Genomic DNA, 18,531 nt, shown 5'->3' on the forward strand with positions numbered 1-18,531 from the left:
GAGCGGGATGGGGATGAGCGGGATGGCGGTGAGCGAGATCGCCGTGCCGCCGCTGAGCGAGGCGGAAACGACGGAGATGGTCGCCGCCGCCCTCAGCAGCCCGCCCGCCGACGTGGCGCCGCTGGCCGCCACCATTCATGCCAGAACCGGCGGCAATGCCTTCTATGCCGGGCAGTTCCTGCGCGCGCTGGTGGATGGCCGGGTGGTCGTGTTCAGCCCGCAGAGCCAGCGCTGGACATGGGACGGCGCGCAGCTCAGCCGGCAGCACACGGTGGCGGAGTTCATGCAGACGCGGCTTTCGGCCCTGCCGGCGCCGCAGCAGGAGTTTCTGCGCGTGCTGGCGTGTGCCGGCGGGCGGTGCCCGGCTGCGCTGTTCGTGCGCATCGCCGGGGACGCGGACGCCGCGCCCGGGCCGGTTGCCGGCGCGCTCATGGCCGCCGGGCTGGTGGTGCGCCGCGACGACGACTATCACATCGCCCACGACCGCGTGCTGGAGGCCGCCTATGCGCTGACCCCGCCGGACCGGCGCGGCCGCGAACACGCACGCCTTGCCGGGCTGATGATGCCGGCCGCCGGCGAGGTGCCCGAGGCCATGGTGTTCGGCATTGCCGCCCAGATCGAGCGCGCCGACTGCAGCGATGTGGCGGCGCCCCGGCGGCTGGCGTTCATGCGGGTTCTGCTGGCGGCGGCGCGGCGGGCGCGCGGCACCGGAGCGGTGCAGCAGGCCGCCGGCTATCTGGCGCTGGCCCGCCGTCTGGCGCCTGCCGGCTGGCAGACCGGCCACCCCGGTCTGGCCTTCGATCTGGAGCGGCTCGACTGCGAGTGCCTCGTGGCGCTGGCGGCCATCGATAAGGCGATGCCGGCGCTCGCCGCGCTGCTGGCGCGCGCGCCAGATGCCGTCAGCCGGGCCGGTGTGCTGCGCCTGCAGGCCATCGTCCACACGGTGCGGTCGGATTATGAGGCCGCCATCGCGGCTGCCCTCGCCGGGCTGGAACTGATCGGTCAGGCGCTGCCGCGCAATCCCGCGCCGGCCGCGTGCGAGGCGGCCTATCTGCGCTGCCGCGAGAAGCTGGCGGCCCTTATGCCGGATGGCATCGGCCGCCTGCCGGAGATGCGCGATCCCGCTCTGCGGCAGGCGCTGGCGCTGCTTTCGACCCTGATCTCGTCGCAGTTCGTGGAAGGCGGCCTGCGTTTTCTCCACACCGCGCGCATCGTCGAACTCACGCTCGACCATGGCACCACGCCGGAATCGGCCTACGGGCTGGCCTGGTTCGGCGTGCTCTCGGCGCATTATTACGGGGCCCACGAGGCCGGCTTCGCGTGGGCCACCGCCGCCCTCGCACTGGCCCGCCGCGACGGCTACGAAGGCCAGCGCACGGCAACGCTCGTCGCCCTCGATCAGGTCAGCCCGTGGACGCAGCCGCTGCGCACCGGCCTTGAGCATGCGCGGGAGGCCGCGCGCACCGGCTCGGCCGCCGGAGACCTCGGCATGGTGTGCTATGCCCGCAACCACATCGCCTCCGATCTCCTCGTCCTCGGTGCGGATCTGTCGGCGACCCGGGCGGAGATCGCCGCCGGGCTGTCGGCAACCCGCGAGATCGGTTACCGCGATATCGAGCACATCCTGTCTGCGCAGCTTCGGCTGGTGGAGGCGCTGCTGAGCGGCGAGACCGATCCGGCGGCCACGGTGCCGCGGGCGGAAATCGTTTCCATCCCGACGCTGTTCTTCGTGCGTTACTACGAAGGCATCGCGGCGCTGATGTTCGGCGCGCACGACCGCGCGCTGGAGCGGCTTGCGGAGGCGGACCGGCTGAGCTGGTCGGCGCCCGCGCACATCGACACGGCGTGCTGCGCGCTGTTCCACGCGCTGGCCGCGGCGCGCTGCGCGCAGGGGGCGCCGGACACGGCGGCGGTTGCCGCCCTGCTTGCGGCCCGGCAGGCGCAGTTCGCGCGCTGGGCGGACCTCAACCCGGAAACCTTCCTCAGCAAGCGCCTTCTGGTGGAGGGCGCGCAGGCGCACCTTGCCGGCGACGATCTGACGGCGCTGCGGCGCTTCGAGGCGGCGGCGCAGGCCGCCGGGCAGGCCGGGCTGGTGCACGAACAGGCGCTGGCCCACGAGCAGGCCGGGCTGCGCTGTCTGGCTGCCGGCCTGCGCACCGCCGCGCAGGCCCACCTTGCGGCGGCCCGGGCGGGTTATCGCCGGTGGGGCGCGGACGGCAAGGTGCGCGATCTGCAGGCGCGCTTTCCGCTGCTGCTGGAAAGTGCCGCGACCGGTGAGCAGACGGCGCAGAACGATCAGGCCGGGCTCGATCTGGCGGTGGTGACGCGCGCCGCGCAGGCGCTTTCGGAAGAGATCGTGCTGCCCCGTGTCATCGACAGGCTGATGACGGACATGATCGTGCATGCCGGGGCGCAATACGGCCTGCTGCTGGTGATGCATGGCGATGAGCCGCTGATCGAGGCGACGGCGCGGGTGTGGCAGAACGAGGTGATGGTGCAGATCGCCACCGCCCCGCCTCTTGCGCGGGCTCTGCCGCTGTCGGCGCTCAACACCGTGATCCGCACCGGCAAGGCGCTGGTCCATGCCGATGCCTATGCCGAGGCGCCGCAGTTGCGCATCAACGGCCCGGCAGACCGTCATGTCCGCTCGCTCATCTGCCAGCCGCTCATCAAGCGGGGCGCGCTCGTCGGCGTTCTTTATCTGGAGAACAATCTGGCGGCCGGTGTGTTCACGCCCGACCGCACGGCGATGCTGGAGGTGCTGGCCCCGCAGGCCGCCATCTCGCTCGATGCCGCCCGGCTCTACAAGAGCCTTGAGGATGAGAACGCCGGCCGCTCGCGCGCCGAGCTGGCGCTGCGGCAGGCGCGCGCCGAACTGGCCCGCACCTCGCAGCTCACCGTCATGGGCGGCCTTGCCGCCTCCATTGCCCACGAGATCAACCAGCCGCTCGCCGGCATCGTCTCCGGCGCCGAAGCCGCGCGGCGCTGGCTGGACCGGCCGCAGCCGGAAACCGGCGAGGCGATGGCGGCGCTGTCCGGCATCCACGCCGGCGCGCTGCGGGCGGCGGGCATCGTGCGTTCGCTGCGCTCGCTCGCCCGGCAGACGCCGGCGGCCTTCGCCCCGCTCGTCATCGAGGATGTGGTGGGCGAGGTGCTGCGGCTGGCCTCCACCGAGATCGACACCCAGCAGGTGGCGATCGTCACCCGGCTCAGCCCCGCGCGCAACGTGGTGCTGGCCGATCCCATCCAGTTGCAGCAGGTGCTCTTCAACCTCGTGACCAACGGCATCGAGGCCATGGCCGCGACGGCGCCGGCCGATCGCCGGCTGACCGTGGAAACCCGGCGCGCCGAGCGCACGGTGGAGGTGAGCATTGCCGACACCGGCAGCGGCATGGAACCGGAGGTGCTGAAGCGCATCTTCGAACCGTTCTTCACCACCAAGCAGACCGGCATGGGCATGGGGCTTGCCATCTGCCGGTCCATTCTGGCGGCCCACGGCGGCACGCTGGAGGCCGCCGCGGCCCCCGGCGCAGGCAGCCGCTTCTTCTTCAGTCTCGGCTGCGCGGGCTGAGGGTGCCGCCGGCCCGGCAGACGCGGCGCCAGCGCGCCGGGGGGTCGCCGGTCAGGCGGCGGAACACGGTGGAGAAGTGGGCCTGCGTGCGGAAACCGCAATCGAGCGCGATCTGTGCCAGCGGCGCGCCGGTTTCCAGCATCATGTGCTGCGCGTGGCCGATGCGGCAGCGCAGCAGGAAATCGTGCGGCCGCAGGCCGGTGGCAATGCGGAACTGGGCGGCAAAATGCATGCGGCTCAGGCCTGCCGCCGCGGCCATGGAAACCAGCGTCACGGAGCCCGCCATATTGCGGCCGATGTGGGCAACGACCCGCCGCAGCCGCCATTTCGGCAGCGCCGGCGGCGGGCGGCGGCCCGGCTGCGGCGGCTTCTGCCGGTCATCGCCGGCGGCCTGCCCCGCAGACCCGGACGGCTGCAGCAGCGATGGTGGCAGCAGCGATGGCGGCAACAGGGGCGGCGGCCGCTTTCCGGCGGCGGCGGGCAGGCGGATTTCGGGTGTCGCAAACATGGCTTCAGGCTCCCGGACCGGTCACAGGGGTGTCAGCGTGGGGCGAGGGGACCGGCCGGGGCCGGGCCCATGAGGGCGAGGATGACGAGGCCCGCGAGCGCGCCCCAGAAGCTCGCCAGAAAGGCGTCGGAATAAGCCATCACCCGCGCCTCGCGGGCGACCAGCGCGGCAAGGCCGGCCACACCGCGCGCACCGGCCAGCGCGGACGAGGGATCGGCGCCGGCAAACCGCGCCGACAGCGCGCCGATGGCGGCACCCGCGGCCGGGCTGGCCGCGGAAACGTGCAGGCCGATCAGGTAGGAGTGCAGCTGCTCGCGGTGGCGCAGGAAGGTCGTCATCAGGCTCAGCGTCGTCTCGGCGCCGCCAAGCCGCAGCACCTGCACATAGGCGGCCGTTGCGGTTGCCATCTTCGGATCGGAGTTGGCGAGGATGTAGATGACGGCCGCCAGAAAGGTGAACGCCTGCCCGACCGACTGCACCAGCATGACCGGCAGAAAATCGGCCGCCGTCCATTCATGGGTCACCTGCGCGCCCATCCGCCCGGCAACGGCGAAGGCGGCGAAGCCCGCCAGCATCGACAGCCGGGCATCGAAGCGCCGCACCGCCACTACGGCGAGCGGCATCAGAACGACCAGCGGCAGCGCCGCACCGGCGAAGACCGGGCCGCCGATCTGCTCCGGTCGCAACTGCGCCACTGCCGCCAGAAAGCCCGGCACGAGAAAGCTGCCGGAGACGGAGGCGACGTCGAAACACAGGATCAGCACGAAGGCGAGCAGGATGTTGCGGGTGGCGACGACGCGGTGGCTCGCCCACGGATGGCGCACCCGTGCCTCGTTGAGGAAAAAGCCGGCCAGCAGCGCCGCGCCGGCTGCAAGCAGGGTGATGACCAGGCCCGACTGCGCCCAGTCCAGCCGGTCGCCCTGATCGAGGGCGACATAGATGGCGGCGGAGCCGGTGCCGAGCAGGGCCATGCCGCCCCAGTCGGCCCGCTCCAGAAGGCCGCGGTCGGTGGTCTCGCGCGGCGCGCCGAGCGAGACCAGAACCCCGATGGCCGGCGCCAGCACGATGTCCTGCCAGTAGACCCACTGCCAGCCGAGACGGGTTTCGTAGAACCCGACGATGGCAATGCCGGCACTCTGCGAAAAAGCGAGGCGAAAGGCATAGATGGCGAAGGCCGGCACCCACCATCGCAGGGGCAGGTTGCGGAAGACGATCATGATGGTGGCGGGAATGAACACCCCGAGCAGCAGCCCGCGCAGGCCGTGCAGCACCAGAAGCAGGCGCCAGTCGGCCACCTGCGGAATGGCGAACGAGACCGCCGCATAGACGAGGCTGGGGCCGAACAGCACGCGCCGCACCCCGAAGGTGGCCGCCAGCCACGCCACCGCCGGCGCGATGAGGATCTGCGGTGCGGTGGCGACCGTGGAAAGCCAGGCGCCCTGATCGTAACTGAGGCCGAAGGCGCCGCGCAGGTCGGGCAGGCTGATGGCGAGCAGCCGCGTGTCGAACCCGACCAGAAAGGAGCCGAGCAGCACCGCCGCGCCGACCAGCGCCGGACGCGGGCAGACCCGCACCGGCGCGGCGGACCCATTCTGTGTTGCAACGCTCACGGGCCGGTCTCCCTGATGCGGCTCAGCCGGCCGGGCTGACGTGGAGGCGCACGTCCACCGACATGCCGGCGCGCAGCCGTGCCGTCAGCGGCTGGCCGGGATCGATGGCGATGCGCACGGGGATGCGCTGCACGACCTTGGTGAAATTGCCGGTGGCATTGTCCGGCGGCAGCAACGCGAAAACCGAGCCGGCGGCCGGCGAAATGCGCTCCACATGGCCGCGCAGCACGGCACCGGGGAAGGTATCCACGGTCATTTCCACCGGCTGGCCCGGAGCGGCGCGGGTCAGCTGCGTTTCCTTGAAATTGGCCACCACATAGACATCGGGCACCGGCACCACGGCGATGAGGCCGGTGCCGGGGGTGACATAATCGCCTGCCTGCACCAGCCGCGTGCTGGCGACGCCGTCGAACGGGGCGGTGACGGTGGTGTAGCCGAGCCGCAGCGTGGCCGCCGCCAGATCGGCCTTTGCCGCCGCAAGGTTGGCGGCGAGCGTGCCCTGCTGCCCGTTCAGCACCGCAAGCTCACCCTGCCGGGCGGCAAGGGCGGCGGTGGCCTCCAGCACGTCGGCCCGGGCTTTGGCAAGGTTGGCGGTGGCCTGCTGCTCCTTTTGCAGCGTGCCGACGATGCCGCCTTTCAGCAGGGTTTCCTGCCGGTCGAATTCCTGTTGCATTTCCAGCGCGATGGCCTGTGCGGACGCGAGCCGGGCGCGGGCCTGCGCAATCAGTGCGCCCTGCAGGTCCTGCTGGTTCTTCAGGTTGGCGAGCGTCGCCTGCGCGGCGTCGACGGCGGCCTGTGCGGCCTGCTGCGCGGCGCGGTCATCGGCCGGGTCGATTTCAATCAGCGGCTCGCCGGCCCTGACCGGCTGATAGTCGCCGACCAGCACCTTCAGCACATTGCCGCTGATGCGGGCGCTGAGCGTCGAGACATCGGCGCGAACATAGGCATCGTCGGTGCGCTGCCAGGCGCGATCGCTGGTCCACAGGTCCCAGCGCGCATTCGTGAAGGCGAGCAGGCCGCCCGCCGTGACAATGGCGACGAGCGGAATGGCAAACCGGCGCAGGCCGGCGGCCGCCGGCGGCGGCGGTTCTGCTGTCGGGGGCCGTTCTGCTGTCGGAGGCATGCGGTCCGTCCGGTTCCAGAGGAAGGATGCCGGCAAGCCTAAGACGCACGCCGGCCGGCCGGTATCCGCCACTGGGCTGGCGCCGCTATACAAAGGTGTAATGTCAGGGTGTGGTATCGGGGTCTGCTGTCGCGGCGTGCGGCCCCGCCGCGCAAGGCGCCGGTCCCGCCCGCGCCGCAGGCTCTGCGGCCGCCGGTTTCAGGGCGCAAAGACACGGCCGCAACGGGGCTCCGGCATGGCGCAGGGCTTTGACGCGAAATGATAATCGCCCCCCGGCTGCGATGTGTAATTGTCAGTCCGCACCGCGCGCACCGAAGGTTGAACCGTCTTTCCGTTCGGTCCGTTGCGCGGCGGGGGCCGGTGTCCGGGCGCGCGCACCGGCCTCTGCCTGCCCTGCATCTGCCGTCCGGCCGGGCCGGCGGCGATCGTCGGTGTCCGGCCCCGGGCGATGCCCGCGGCGCTTCTGAACGGAAACGGAACTGCTGATCCGCTGCCGGACAGCGGGACAGCCTGACAAGAGCGAGGCATGTCATGTCCAGAGCCAGCCAACTCCTCACGCTTGCCGCCATATTTCTGGGGGTGTCCGCAGGCTTTGCCGGCGCACGGTCCGGGTCCGATGACATGATCGTCTGTCACCAGACCTACGCCCTGTGCACCTCGGCCCCCTGTGTGCCGATGCCCGGAGATCCGACGAAGGCCGTCTGTTCCTGTGCGGTCGAGGAAGGCGCGAGTCTCGGAACGAAGCGCTGCGAGGAACTGGCCCCGCGCACCGATGCGAACGGCGTGCAGACGGTCTATTCGACCTATTCGTTCGCCCAATATTCTCAGGGCAAGAAGATCCTGACCTGCCCCGGCGGCACGCCGTGGACGCTGTGCCTCAACAAGGTCTGCACCGTCGATCCTGCGGACCCCACCAAAGCCGTCTGCACCTGCGATGTGAAGCGCACCGAGAGTGCGTGGGTGACGCTCGGCGGCGATTGCGACACCAACAAATGCCCCAATCAGTACTGGTCCGGCGCCAGCTTCGACCTCGTCAACGATGCGAGCGCCTTTCTCGCCAAGACGCTGAAGCTTGCGAAGAATCCTGAAAGCTGGTGCCCGGCGGCGAAGTGAGCGCGGCCCTGAAGGGCGACAGGCCGGGCCGGCGGGCCCGGCCGGTGACCGGCGGGCTTCCTTCCGCACAAGGCCGCCGGGCCTGCGGAACATCGCCGGGACAGAAGCCGAAGGCCGGTCCAAAATCAAAAGGGCAGCCCTGCGAGGGGCTGCCCTTTTTGATGTCCTGATAATCCGCCCGTTTCAGCCCGGCAGGTGACCGGTTCCGAAGTATCCGGGCGTCTTGCAAGCCACCGGCTTCCAGAGACATTTTGGTGCGGTCGAGAAGACTCGAACTTCCACGGGTTGCCCCACAGCGACCTCAACGCTGCGCGTCTACCAATTCCGCCACGACCGCGTGCCGTTTTTTCGTCGGCGAGGGAGCGTGTAACAAATCGGCCCCGGACGATCAAGGGGGCTGTGGCGGGCGGACGATTTTCTTTGGCCGGGGCTGGGGACAACTGTTCGCCGCGTCACCGGTTTTACACAGCGTGCGCAGGCTGTTCTCATGGCGGCGCGTGGCGGCACGGCGGGCGGGCGGCAGAGTGGCGGGCGGAGAATGTCATTCCCGCGCCCGGCCTGCGCGGTTGACAGCGAGGCGCGGCTGCGGCCCATATCGCCCATGTGCTCCCGTCGCGGAGCGGCGCCACGAGCGAGCGTGAACGAGCGTGGATATCTATCTTCCGATTGCCGAAATGCCGGTCAATCTGTTCCTCATCCTCGGCATGGGAGCGGCGGTCGGCTTCGTGTCCGGGCTGTTCGGTATCGGCGGCGGCTTTCTGCTGACGCCGCTGCTGATCTTCACCGGCATTCCGGCGAGTGTCGCGGTGGCCACCGTGACGCCGCAGATGGCGGCGTCCGCCGCCTCGGGCGCGCTCAGCTACTGGCGCCGCCGGCTGATCGATTTCCGCCTTTCCGGGCTGCTGCTCGTCTCCGGCACGCTGGGGGCCGTGCTGGGCACATGGGCGTTCTCGGTGCTCGCCGGCCTCGGGCAGCTGGAGGTCGTCATTGCCGTTTCCTACATGGTGCTGCTCGGCATCGTCGGCGGGCTGATGGTGGTGGAATCGGTGCGCGCCATCCTGAAGGCGCGCGATGGCCGGAAGCGGCCGGTGCGCCGGCCGGCAAGCCACAACTGGGTGCAGCGCCTGCCGCTGAAGATGCGGTTCCGCGCGGCGCGGCTCTATGTCAGCGTCATCCCGATCGTGGTCATCGGCGCCGGCATCGGCTTCATCGGCGCGCTGCTCGGCGTCGGCGGCGGCTTTATTCTGGTGCCGGCGCTCATCTACATCGTCCGCGTGCCGACCTCCATCGTGGTCGGCACGTCGCTTATCCAGACGCTGGGCACCATGGTGGTTTCCACCATGCTGCATTCGGTGACTTCGGTTTCCGTCGATGGCCTGCTGGCGTTCATCATGATGGTCGGCGGTGTGATCGGGGCGCAGTTCGGCGCGCAGATCGGCCTGCGTCTGAAGGGCGAGCACCTGCGCGCGCTCCTCGGCCTGCTGGTGCTGGGCGTCGGCGTGCGCTTCGGGGCGCAGCTCATCTTCCAGCCCCACGATCTCTATTCGCTGGCGGTGATGGAGTGGGGAGGGCGGCCATGAGCGTGCCCGGCGGAAACACCGCCCGGCGGCGGCCGGCGGCGCGCGCTCTGCGGGCCCTGCGGCGGCTGGCGCTGGCCGGGGCCGTTGCGGCTGCTGCTGCTGCGGCGGCGGGCGGCGGGGGCGCGCGTGCGGAAACGGTGGTCGCCTCCGTCTCCAGCCCGCGCATCGATATCGGCTCCAATTTTTCCGGGGTCGACATCGTCGTGTTCGGCGTCGTGGAGCGGGCGTGGAACGAGCCGATGCCGCCGGACGGCTACGACATCGCCGTCGTGGTGCGCGGTCCGCCGCAACCGGTGGCGAGCCGGCGCAAGGAGCGCATTTTCGGGCTGTGGATCAACGGCGCTTCGGAGGAATTTCCCGCCGTGCCGGCGTTTTACGCCCTCGATTCCAACCGGCCGATCGACGATATCGCCGGCCCCTCGGCGCTGTCGGCCTATGGTATCGGGCTGTCGCATGCGAGCTTCGGCCGCGTGCCCATCGAGGAGGGCAACGCGTTCCGCGATGCCATTCTGCGCCAGCGCACGGCGCAGGGGCTGTTTCGCGAACAGACCGGCTCGGTCACCATGCTGACGCCGACCTTCTTCCGCGCCACCGTGCCGCTGCCGAGCAAGGTGCCCAACGGGCGCTACACGGTGGAGACCTATGTCTTCGCCGAAAAGCGGCTGGTGGCCTCCGACCTTGCGGAACTGACCGTGGACAAGGTGGGCTTCGAGGCCCGGGTGCACACCATGGCGGTCGGCGCGCCGCTGCTTTATGGCGCACTGGTGGTGGCGCTGGCGCTCCTCACGGGCTGGCTGGGCGGGGTCGTGTTCCGCCGCGACTGAGGCGGCTGGCACAGCGCGGTTGCGGGCAGGCTGTAGATGCGCTCGCGGCCGAGGATGTGGGCGGTGAAATCGGCCTGCGGCAGCACGGCGGCGAAGGCGGGGTCGCGCACGTCGAGCCCGCCGGCGAGGGCCCCGAAGGCGGGCAGCACAAGCCGCCGGCGGCCGGCGGCGAAGCAGCGCCGCCGGATGACCCGGTCGCGGGCGGGCACGCGGGCGACGGGGTGCAGGTGGCCGGCGATTTCGCACGGCCCGCCGGCCACCGGCGAGGGCTCGTGGCGCAGCACGATGCCGCCGATTTCCGCTTCCGCCGCCACCGTGCCGCCGATCCCGGCGTCACGGATCTCCGGATTGCGGATCGCGGCGCCGCCGCTCCCGGTGCGGTCAGCTGCTGTCTCGTCAGTGGCTGTGCCGCCGGCATCGGCGTGACGGAAGGATGCCGGCAGGTCCGGGTCGTGGTTGCCGGTAATCCACAGCCACTCGCGGCCGGCCATGAGCGCGGCAAGATGCGCGCGGGCTGCCGCATCGAGGCGCGCGGGGCCGCCGCCGTCGTGGAAACTGTCACCCAGCGCCACGACGCGGGCCGGGTGAAGCGCGGCGATGATCCGGCCGAGGCGGCCGAGCGTTTCGGCGGTGTCGTAGGGCGGCAGGAACTGGCGGCTGCGGGCCAGCGACGAGCCCTTTTCAAGATGCAGGTCGGCCACCACCAGCGTGTTCTGCGCCGGCCACCACAGCGCGCCGGAAAGCGTGGCGAAGCACTCGGCCGCCCCGAGGCGGATGACGCCGCCGGTTGCCGCAACTGCCGCCGTGCGTCCGTCGCCATCGGCGCTTATGTCACCGTCTGCGCGCACGTCCCGACCCGTTCTCACATCCCGGCCCGCGTTCATGTCCCGTCCCCCGTTCACGTCATGGCCTCCGCGATCAGGGCTTCCGTCTCCGCCAGCAGGGCATCCTCGGCCATGCCGGCCACCGGCACGCGGCCGATATCCAGCAGCACCGGCAGCGCCAGCGGCGAGACGCGGTCGAGCGGGCGGTGCACCAGATGGTTCTTCACCCGCGCCAGCATCTGCCCGAGGCGGCGCACATCCAGCAGCCCGGCGGCCGCATCGGCACGGGTGGCGGCGAGCAGGATGTGGCCGGGCTCGTGGCTGCGCAGCACATCGTAGATGAGATCGGTGGAAATCGTCACCTGCCGCCCGCTCTTTTCCTGCCCCGGGTGGCGGCGGTCGATGAGGCCGGCGATGAGCGCGCAGCCGCGGAACGAGCGCTTCAGCAGATAGCTTTCGTCGAGCCAGGCCTCCAGATCGTCGCCCAGCATGTCTTCGTCGAGAAGGCTTGCGAGGCTCAGGCGGCCTTCGGCGATCATGGCGGCGGGATCGGCCATGCACCACAGGGCGAGGGCATAATCGGAGGCGACGAAGCCCAGCGGCTGCGCGCCGGCCCGCTCCAGCCGCCGCGTCAGCAGCATGCCGAGGGTCTGGTGGGCAATGCGGCCCTCGAAGGGATAGGCGACGAGGTAGAAGCGGCTGCCTTCCGGAAAGGTCTCGACGAGCAGATCGCCGGCCTGCGGCAGCAGCGAGCGTTCCGCCTGCGCGGCCAGCCAGTCGCGCACCTGCGCCGGCAGCCGGGCGATGCGCGCCGGGCTGGCAAGGATCGCCCGCACCTCGCCGGCAAGATAGGTGGAAAGCGGGAAGCGCCCGCCGGCATAGGCCGGCACCTTCGGCCGCTCGCCGGCCGCGCGGCTGACGAGCGCTTCCTGATCGCGCACGCCTTCCAGCCGCAGTGTTTCGCCGGCAAACAGGAAGGTGTCGCCGGGCACCAGATGCTCGATGAAGAACTCCTCGATCTCGCCCAGCACCCGCCCGCCATAGCCGACCGGGCCGGCCCGCCGCCGCCCGGCAAGGCGCACCTTCATCAGCGGCGCCTCGATGATGGTGCCGACGTTGAGGCGATATTGCTGCGCCACCCGCGGATGGGCCACCCGCCAGCGCCCGTCGATGCCGCGGCGGATGCGGGCAAACTGCTCATAGGCGCGCAGCGCATAGCCGCCGGTGGCCACGAAGGCCAGCACCCTGTCGAAGGTTTCGCGCGAAAGGTCGCGATAGGGCAGGGCGCCCGTCACCTCGCCGAAGAGATCGCCGGCCTCGAACGGCCCGGCCACGGCCATGCCGAGCACATGCTGGGCCAGCACATCGAGCGCTCCGGGGCCGAGGGGGGCGTTATCCTGCGCCCCGACATAGTTGGCATCGAGCGCGGCCTGACATTCCAGCACCTCGAAGCAGTTGGCCGGCACCAGCACGGCGCGGGAGGGTTCGTCGAGGCGGTGGTTGGCGCGGCCGATGCGCTGGGCCAGCCGGCTCGCCCCCTTGGGCGCGCCGACATGGATGACGAGATCGACATCGCCCCAGTCGATGCCGAGATCGAGCGTAGAGGTGCACACCACCGCCCGCAGCCGGCTTGCCGCCATGGCGGCTTCCACCCGGCGGCGCTGCTCGCGGTCCAGCGAGCCGTGGTGGAGGGCGATGGGCAGGTTGTCGTCGTTGAGGGTCCACAGCGCGTGGAACACCGCCTCGGCCTGCGAGCGGGTGTTGACGAACACCAGCGTGGTGCGGTGCGCCGCGATGAGGCGATAGATGTCGGGCAGCGCATAGCGCGCCGAATGGCCGGCCCACGGCACCCGCTCCTGACCGGAAAGCAGGGTGATTTCCGGCGCGGTGCCGCCTCTGGCCGTTACGATGGCGGCTTCAGCCGCCGGACCTTCCGCCGGCTGCGGCACCAGCCAGCGGGCAAGGGCGGCGGGCTCGGCCACCGTGGCGGAAAGGCCGGTCACGCGCACGCCCGGCGCCAGCCGGTGCAGGCGCTGCAGCCCCAGCGCCAGAAGATCGCCGCGCTTGGAGGTGACGAGGGCGTGCAGTTCGTCGAGCACGATCGCTTCCAGACCGGCGAACAGGTCCGCGGCCTCGCGGGCGGCGATCATCAGGGCGAGCTGTTCGGGCGTCGTCAGCAGAATGTCGGGCGGCGCCAGCTTCTGGCGCTGGCGCTTGTGGGCGGGCGTGTCGCCGGTGCGGGTTTCGATGCGGATGTCGAGGCCCATTTCCGCAACCGGCTGTTCCAGATTGCGGGCGATATCGACGGCCAGTGCCTTGAGGGGCGAAATGTAGAGCGTGTGAAGGCCGCGCGGCCGCGGCCGCGGCGCGGGACCGAGACCCGGCAGCGGGCCGGGGCGGTTGGGGGCGGCCTCCGGCGCCCCGGCGCGGGCGGCGAGCGACAGCAGGCTGGGCAGGAAGCCGGCCAGCGTCTTGCCGGCGCCGGTGGGGGCGACGAGCAGGGCCGACCGGCGCCCGGCGGCCAGCGCGATCAGCGCGCGCTGGTGCGGCCGCACCGTCCAGCCACGGCCGGCGAACCAGTCTGCAAAGCGGGGCGGCAGCAGGCCGCGGTCGGTTTCGTGCGGGTTGCTCACGCCCGCCTTTCTAGCATGCCTGCGGAACAAAAGAAGACCGGATCGCAGCCCCGCGAAACCCCGCCCGCCGCCCGGTGCGCTGCCTCGCCAGCTGCCTCGCCAGTTGCCTTGCCAGAGTGTGCGGCGCAGCGCAGGATCGCGGCCCGCCGTTCCCCTGCCGCGAGTGCGCCGAGCATGCGTCCCAATCTGCTTCTCATCACCGCCGACCAGTGGCGCGGCGACAGCCTCGGCGCGGCCGGCCATGCCGTGGTGCAGACCCCGGCGCTTGACGGCCTCGCCCGCCGCGGCGTGCGCTTTGCCCGCCATTATGCCGGCGCGGTGCCGTGCAGCCCGGCGCGGGCCTGCCTTTACACCGGTCTCTATCAGATGACGAACCGGGTGGTGCGCAACGGCACGCCGCTCGATGCCCGCCACGATACGCTGGCGAAGATGCTGCGCCGCGGCGGCTACGACCCGACCCTGTTCGGCTATACCGACCAGACCGTCGATCCCCGCACCGCGGAGGGCGACGACCCGCGGCTGCGGACCTACGAGGGCATTCTGCCCGGCTTCACCGTGCGCATGCGGCTGCCGGAAGATGCCGCGCCGTGGCTGGCGTGGCTGCAGCGGCGTGGCGTGGCGGTGCCGGCGCGCGGGGCCGACATCTGGCTGCCGGCCGGCGGCGGCGGGCCGGAGCCCGGCCGCGCGGCGCCGGTTTACGGGGCCGACGATACCGAGACGGCTTTCCTGACGGATCTCTTTCTCGACTGGCTGGAGGAGCAGCGTTTCAGCGACCGGCCGGCGGACCACAAGCCGTGGTGCGCGCACCTCTCCTTCATCCGCCCGCATCCGCCGTTCGTGGTGCCGGCCCCCTTCAACACGCTCTACGACGCAGCCGCCGGCCCCGCCTTCGCCCGCGCCGCCACGGCGGAGCAGGATGCCGCGGTGCATCCGCTCGTCGCCATGGTGCTGCAGACCGCCACGCGCGGCCACTTCCTGCCCGGTGCCGGTGCGGGGCTGGTGTCGTCGTGGAGCGATGCGGCCTTCCGCACCATCCGCGCGCTCTACTGGGGCATGATCTCGGAGGTCGACCGCCAGATCGGCCGGGTTCTCGCCGGCCTTGAGGCGGCGGGCATGGCCGGCAACACGGTCATCATGTTCTCCGCCGACCACGGCGAGATGATGGGCGACCACTGGTCGCTCGGCAAATACGGCTATTTCGACGGCTCCTATCACATCCCGCTGATCGTTGCCGATCCGCGCCGCCCGGAGGCGCACGGCACCGGCGTGGAGGCCTTTACCGAAGCCGTGGACGTGATGCCGACGCTTGCCGCCCTTGCCGGCCTGCGCGCGCCGGGCCACCTCGACGGGCAGTCGCTGCTGCCGTTCCTCGACGGGGCCGCAGCGGTGCCCGGCTGGCGGGAAGAGGCGCACTTCGAGTTCGATTTCCGCGATGTCGCGGGCGGCCGCTCGCACCGCCTGACCGGTGTGGGGCTGGATGAGGCGTCGCTTGCGGTGCTGCGCGGCCGGCGGTTCAAATATGTCGCCTTCGCCGGCCTGAAGCCGCTGCTGTTCGATCTGGAGGCCGATCCGGCGGAAACGGCGGACGTGGCCGGCGATCCCGCCTTCCGCGCGGTGCGGCTGGAGATGGCGGAAAAGATGCTGGCCTGGCGCGCGCGCCACCTCGACCGGTGCCTGACCGGCCTTGAGATGACGGCGGCCGGCGTGGTGGACGCGCGGGCCTGAGGCCCGCCGTCGCCGGCCGCGCAGGGCGGCGGTTCAGGCCGTCAGGATTTTTCCGGCGGCATCCTGCCCCAGCGCCTGCGCCACGGTGGCGATGATGCCGCGGGCATCGAGGCCGGCCTCGGCATACATCACATCGGGCTTGTTCTGCTCCTGATAGCGGTCGGGCAGCGTGAGCGTGCGGATGCGGGCATGGCCGCCGTCGAGCAGGCCGTGCGTTGCCAGATGGTGCAGCACCTGGCTGCCGAAGCCGCCGACCGAGCCTTCCTCCACCGTCACCACCACGGCATGGCTGCGCACGAGGCGTTCCACGAGGGCGGTGTCGAGCGGCTTGGCGAAGCGGGCATCGGCCACCGTGGTGGAAAGCCCGCGGGCCTCAAGCTCGTCGGCCGCCTTCAGGCATTCGCCGAGGCGGGTGCCGAACGACAGCAGCGCCACGCGCGTGCCCTCGCGCAGGATGCGGCCGCGGCCGATTTCCAGCGGCACGCCGAAATCCGGCAGCTCCACGCCCAGCCCCTCGCCGCGCGGGTAGCGGAACGCGATCGGCCCGTCGTCATAGGCCGCCGCGGTCGCCACCATGTGGCGCAGGTCCGCCTCGTCGCCCGCCGCCATCACCACCATGCCCGGCAGGCAGCTGAGAAAGGCAGTGTCGAAGGCCCCGGCATGGGTCGCCCCGTCGGCGCCCACCAGACCGGCGCGGTCGATGGGAAAGCGCACCGGCAGCCCCTGAAGCGCCACGTCGTGCACGATCTGGTCGTAACCGCGCTGCAGGAAGGTCGAATAGATGGCACAGAACGGCTTCAGCCCGTCGGCGGCGAGGCCGGCGGAAAAGGTGACCGCATGCTGCTCGGCAATGCCCACGTCGAAGGTGCGGGCGGGAAAGACCTGCCCGAACAGATCGAGCCCGGTGCCGGAGGGCATGGCCGCGGTGACGGCCACGATGCGTTCGTCGTTGCGGGCCTCGGCGATGAGGCTGGTGGCGAACACCTTGGTGTAGGAGGGCGCGTTGGCCTGCGGGCGGGCCTGCTCGCCCGTCACCACGTTGAAGCGGTTGACGCCGTGGTACTTGTCCGCCGCCCGCTCGGCCGGGGCATAGCCCTTGCCCTTCTGCGTCATGACGTGGATCAGCACCGGGCCGCCGGCATCGGCATCGCGCACGTTCTTCAGCACCGGAACGAGCTGGTCGAGATCGTGCCCGTCGATGGGGCCGACATAATAGAAGCCGAGCTCCTCAAACAGCGTGCCGCCCATGGCAAGGCCGCGGGCAAATTCCTCTGCCCGCGCCGCGCCGCGCTCCACGAACGGCGGCAGGGCGCGCACGAGACCCTTCATCACCTCGCGCAGGCCCAGATAGGTGCGCCCGGAAACGAGACGGGCCAGATAGCCGCTCATGGCGCCGACCGGCGGGGCGATCGACATGTCGTTGTCGTTGAGGATGACGATCAGGCGCGAGCCGAGCGCGCCGGCATTGTTCATCGCCTCATAGGCCATGCCGGCCGAAATGGAGCCGTCGCCGATGACGGCGATGACGTTGTTCGTCTCCCCCTTCAGGTCGCGCGCCACGGCAAGGCCGAGGCCGGCGGAAATGGAGGTGGAGGAATGGGCGGCGCCGAAGGGGTCGTATTCCGATTCCGAGCGCCGGGTGAACCCGGAAAGCCCGCCCGGCTGGCGCAGCGTGCGGATGCGGTCGCGCCGGCCGGTGAGGATCTTGTGCGGATAGGCCTGATGGCCGACATCCCAGATCAGCTTGTCGCGCGGGGTGTCGAACACATGGTGCAGCGCCACGGTGAGTTCCACCACGCCGAGGCTGGCGCCGAGATGACCGCCGGTGACGGCAACCGCCGAAATCGTCTCCCGGCGCACCTCGTCGGCCAGCTGCCTGAGGGCCGCTTCCGGCAGCCGGCGCACGTCCTGCGGCGTCACAACGCGGTCAAGCAGCGGTGTCTCAGTTGGAACGGTCACACTCGTTCTCCGAAATTTTAGCCCCCGTCATAGGGCCACCGCCATGGCCGCCGCAAGGGCGCAAAGGCGCCACGGTGGCATGCAGGCCGGGCGGCCTGCGGCGCCGCACGCCATGAAATTGCATGAGCACGCCAGTTTGGCATCATTACAAGAACGAAATTCCTTCATATCCCTGTATGAAGGACAAAAATTTTAAATTTCATCCATTCGGCTGATCGGCCATCCGTTATGCCGGCTGCGGCCCGCTGGCATAGTCATGCCCCATGACGGCGCCGCGAGCCGGGCTTTCCGGTCCGGCCGGCGCGGATGCCGCTTCCTTGAGTGCCGCTTTCCTGAGTCTTGCGTCCGGCACGGGCGGGCAGACCGGCGGCGGCGCGGTGCCAACACGGGGAAAGCACGCATGAAGAAGACCCTTCTGGCCGGCCTGCTGGCCGCGGGCCTCGGCCTTGTTGCCGGCCCGTGGAGCGCCGCCCGCGCGGACGAGCCGACGAGCATCCTCAACGTTTCCTACGATATCTCGCGCGAGCTTTATGCCGCCATCGATAAGGCCTGGCAGCCGAAATATGCCGCCGAGACCGGCCGCACCATCGAAGTGCGCCAGTCCCACGGTGGTTCCTCCAAGCAGGCGAGGGCCATTCTGGAAGGGCTTGAGGCCGATGTGGTGACCTTCAATCAGGTGACCGACATCGACGTGCTGGTGAAGGGCGGTCTCGTCGACAAGGACTGGCAGAAGCGCCTGCCGGACAATGCCTCGCCCTATTATTCGCTGCCCGCCTTCCTCGTGCGGGCCGGCAACCCCAAGAACATCCGCAACTGGGATGATCTGGTGCGCGACGACGTGCAGGTCATCTTCCCCAACCCGAAGACATCCGGCAATGCCCGCTACACCGTGCTGGCGGCAGAAGCGTTCGCGCGCGAAGCCTTCGGCGGCGACGAAGACAAGGTGAAGGCCTTCCTGAAGAAGCTGTTCGCCAACGTGCCGGTGTTCGACACCGGCGGCCGGGCCGCCACCACCACCTTCGTGGAGCGCGAGACCGGCGACGTGCTGATCACCTTCGAGG

General features: G+C 70.7%; 12 protein-coding genes and 1 tRNA gene. 6 read left to right on the forward strand and 7 right to left on the reverse strand.

Features of this window, described 5'->3' with window-relative positions; all coding sequences use genetic code 11:
• Nucleotides 1-22: 22 nt before the first annotated feature.
• Nucleotides 23-3,571, forward strand: a complete 3,549-nt coding sequence (locus V7067_RS03955) for an ATP-binding protein (RefSeq protein WP_334174579.1) — start codon at nt 23-25, stop codon at nt 3,569-3,571.
• Here V7067_RS03955 and V7067_RS03960 read toward each other — a convergent pair.
• The 3 genes from V7067_RS03960 to V7067_RS03970 are packed head-to-tail and all read right to left on the reverse strand — an operon-like array spanning nt 3,549 to nt 6,812.
• On the reverse strand, nt 3,549-4,079 hold the full coding sequence (locus tag V7067_RS03960) for an AraC family transcriptional regulator (protein ID WP_334174580.1): 531 nt from the start codon (nt 4,077-4,079) through the stop codon (nt 3,549-3,551). The genes V7067_RS03955 and V7067_RS03960 overlap by 23 nt on opposite strands.
• Before the next feature lie 32 nt (nt 4,080-4,111).
• Entirely contained in the window at nt 4,112-5,689 is a 1,578-nt protein-coding gene (locus tag V7067_RS03965; RefSeq protein WP_334174581.1) for an MFS transporter, read from the reverse strand.
• 22 nt (nt 5,690-5,711) lie between these two features.
• Entirely contained in the window at nt 5,712-6,812 is a 1,101-nt protein-coding gene (locus V7067_RS03970) for an HlyD family secretion protein (RefSeq protein ID WP_334174582.1), read from the reverse strand.
• Between the two features lie 531 nt (nt 6,813-7,343).
• Here V7067_RS03970 and V7067_RS03975 point away from each other — a divergent pair.
• The gene (locus V7067_RS03975) at nt 7,344-7,925 is read left to right on the forward strand and encodes a hypothetical protein (protein ID WP_334174583.1); all 582 of its coding nucleotides are present in this window, start codon (nt 7,344-7,346) and stop codon (nt 7,923-7,925) included.
• 252 nt (nt 7,926-8,177) lie between these two features.
• Here V7067_RS03975 and V7067_RS03980 read toward each other — a convergent pair.
• Nucleotides 8,178-8,262, reverse strand: a tRNA-Leu gene (locus tag V7067_RS03980).
• A 310-nt stretch (nt 8,263-8,572) separates the two neighbouring features.
• Between V7067_RS03980 and V7067_RS03985 the strand changes: the two genes are divergently transcribed.
• Together V7067_RS03985 and V7067_RS03990 are read left to right on the forward strand one after the other, a co-directional pair.
• Nucleotides 8,573-9,505 (forward strand): sulfite exporter TauE/SafE family protein, encoded by a 933-nt coding sequence (locus V7067_RS03985; RefSeq protein ID WP_334174584.1) that lies wholly within the window; start codon nt 8,573-8,575, stop codon nt 9,503-9,505.
• Nucleotides 9,502-10,329, forward strand: coding sequence for a TIGR02186 family protein (locus V7067_RS03990; protein WP_334174585.1), 828 nt, complete (start codon nt 9,502-9,504; stop codon nt 10,327-10,329). Before V7067_RS03985 ends, V7067_RS03990 begins: the two co-directional genes overlap by 4 nt.
• Here the strand turns inward: V7067_RS03990 and V7067_RS03995 are convergent.
• Complete coding sequence (locus V7067_RS03995; protein ID WP_334174586.1) at nt 10,257-11,177, reverse strand: ligase-associated DNA damage response endonuclease PdeM; 921 nt, start codon at nt 11,175-11,177, stop codon at nt 10,257-10,259. The two genes, V7067_RS03990 and V7067_RS03995, sit on opposite strands and share 73 nt — an antisense overlap.
• A gap of 50 nt (nt 11,178-11,227) precedes the next feature.
• Complete coding sequence (locus V7067_RS04000; protein ID WP_334174587.1) at nt 11,228-13,786, reverse strand: ligase-associated DNA damage response DEXH box helicase; 2,559 nt, start codon at nt 13,784-13,786, stop codon at nt 11,228-11,230.
• Nucleotides 13,787-13,960: 174 nt separating this feature from the next.
• Here V7067_RS04000 and V7067_RS04005 point away from each other — a divergent pair, with 174 nt between their 5' ends.
• Nucleotides 13,961-15,511: a sulfatase-like hydrolase/transferase gene (locus V7067_RS04005; protein WP_334174588.1), complete on the forward strand. Its 1,551-nt coding sequence runs from the start codon at nt 13,961-13,963 to the stop codon at nt 15,509-15,511.
• A gap of 33 nt (nt 15,512-15,544) precedes the next feature.
• On the opposite strand, the gene dxs is transcribed toward V7067_RS04005, so the two are convergent.
• Entirely contained in the window at nt 15,545-17,470 is a 1,926-nt protein-coding gene (gene dxs / locus V7067_RS04010) for a 1-deoxy-D-xylulose-5-phosphate synthase (protein WP_334174589.1), read from the reverse strand.
• A gap of 400 nt (nt 17,471-17,870) precedes the next feature.
• Here dxs and V7067_RS04015 point away from each other — a divergent pair.
• A partial coding sequence (locus tag V7067_RS04015; protein WP_334174590.1) for a sulfate ABC transporter substrate-binding protein occupies nt 17,871-18,531 on the forward strand: 661 nt, incomplete at its 3' end.

Origin of the sequence: Pseudoxanthobacter sp. (assembly GCF_036822375.1) — a bacterium.
In the GTDB taxonomy this organism is placed as follows: domain Bacteria; phylum Pseudomonadota; class Alphaproteobacteria; order Rhizobiales; family Segnochrobactraceae; genus Pseudoxanthobacter.

Coding starts and splice junctions, on each gene's coding strand:
- V7067_RS03975 (WP_334174583.1), top strand. CDS start 7,344: ATGTCCAGAGCCAGCCAACTCCTCACGCTTGCCGCCATATTTCTGGGG.
- V7067_RS03960 (WP_334174580.1), bottom strand. CDS start 4,079: ATGTTTGCGACACCCGAAATCCGCCTGCCCGCCGCCGCCGGAAAGCGG.
- V7067_RS03955 (WP_334174579.1), top strand. CDS start 23: ATGGCGGTGAGCGAGATCGCCGTGCCGCCGCTGAGCGAGGCGGAAACG.
- V7067_RS03970 (WP_334174582.1), bottom strand. CDS start 6,812: ATGCCTCCGACAGCAGAACGGCCCCCGACAGCAGAACCGCCGCCGCCG.
- V7067_RS03990 (WP_334174585.1), top strand. CDS start 9,502: ATGAGCGTGCCCGGCGGAAACACCGCCCGGCGGCGGCCGGCGGCGCGC.
- V7067_RS04005 (WP_334174588.1), top strand. CDS start 13,961: ATGCGTCCCAATCTGCTTCTCATCACCGCCGACCAGTGGCGCGGCGAC.